Here is a 1,678-nt window from a genome sequence, read left to right on the forward strand (position 1 = left end):
CCTGAATAATTCATACTTTTAATTAAAACCATGTGAAACTGCCTCACGGCAGCTTACAATTACTTTTTCATCTTCACCCGTTAAGTGATGAAAAAAGAACCCCTTTCTGCTATGGTTAAAGTGACTAAACCAACCAAAAGAAAGGAGTTCTTTTCATGACTAGCTTACACAAAAACCAAGTAAAATTCAATTCAAATATCACTATTTCTCATACAGGTGGTCAATTATCGAGTGATTCGGGTCTCGTCCTAGTGAAAGAGCTGATGAACATCTTTGGTTTTTCTGAACTGGCTAAGCAACACATTCACATTGAAGACGAACGAGCGTATTTTACTCATGACAACTTATCCATACTTGAGCAGTTCATTATGCAATTAATTGCTGGTTACTCAGCTGATTCTGCAGCTAATCTCCTGAGACAAGATCCTGTGTTTAAAGCTGTTTTAGATAGGAAAGAACTCGCTTCTCAATCTTCACTTTCCCGATTTTTAGATCGACTATCTGAGGAGAATATCCATGAACTTCAAGCTTTGAACCAAGAACTTATCGATAAAGCACGCCTCATCCGTAATGATACGGAATTAATCATTGATTTAGATTCGACCCATTCAGATACATTTGGTCACCAAGAACAAACGAATTATAATACACACTACCAAACCTATGGTTACCATCCATTGGTAGCTTTTGACGGATTGACTGGTGACTTCTTAAAAGCTGAACTACGTTCAGGAAATCAATATACATCAAAAGGCGTAAAGGAGTTTCTCACACCTTTATTAGAGCACTATAATCACTCTCTACCAAACACTGACATCTTGGTTCGTGGAGACAGCGGGTTCGCTACACCTGGTGTGTATGATTCGTGTGAATCAAAAAAGAGTCATTATGTTATTCGACTGAAGAATAATCGTAGACTAGGTCAAATAGCTGAGAAATCAGTACTTTATGGCGATAATCAAAAGTGGGAAGAACGAGAAGTTCAGTACTTCTCGACCACTTATCAAGCACAATCCTGGTCACAAAGTCGTCGCGTGTGTATACGCTCAACACGTGAAGCGGGCGAACTACTCTTTCGACATGAATTTATCGTGACGAATCTATCAGAAAATGTTTCTCCTGATACCATCTTTTCTATCTATGCCAAACGTGGCACAATGGAGAACTTCATTAAAGAAGCGAAAGCTGGCTTTTACTTTGACAAAACAGACAGTCCTCGCTTTTTGGAGAATCATGTCCGAATGATGCTCAGCTTGATAGCTTACAACTTAGTCAACTTCTTAAGAACGATTGGCTTTGAAGAAGTCCAAAAGGGAATGACCATTCATTCTATTCGATTGAAGTTTCTGAAAGTTGCTGGGAAATTAGTCCAAACGGGTAGACGAGTCTATCTCAAATTATCTAGTTATCATGTGTATCAGAATGAATTCTACAGGGTCTTTGCTCGCCTGAGGCGAGCCAGTCAATGGATCTAATCCAACAATCTAACGATTTTTTTACTGGGAAGTTATCCAGGGAGAAGTATGCTCAAAATGCCTTACACCCAAAATTTATTCCTCAATATTTTTGAACAGTGAATGTTTGAAGTAACTTTTTAGTCAAAATCAGTTGATAGGGATATTAGTGATACATATTTCAATAAAATGTGCCAAAGAATTAAAGCTATGAATTATTCAGG

The 1,678-nt window shown here is 38.0% G+C and carries 1 protein-coding gene; it reads left to right on the plus strand.

The window, feature by feature from the left end:
- The first annotated feature begins 155 nt into the window (after nt 1–155).
- A complete protein-coding gene (locus C3945_RS11630; RefSeq protein WP_000202380.1) occupies nt 156–1,475 on the plus strand; it encodes an IS1380-like element IS1678 family transposase in 1,320 nt (439 codons plus the stop codon).
- Nucleotides 1,476–1,678: the final 203 nt, after the last annotated feature.

It is taken from the genome of Alkalibacterium sp. MB6 (genome assembly GCF_009935905.1).
GTDB lineage: Bacteria > Bacillota > Bacilli > Lactobacillales > Carnobacteriaceae_A > Alkalibacterium.

Coding starts and splice junctions, on each gene's coding strand:
- C3945_RS11630 (WP_000202380.1), top strand. CDS start 156: ATGACTAGCTTACACAAAAACCAAGTAAAATTCAATTCAAATATCACT.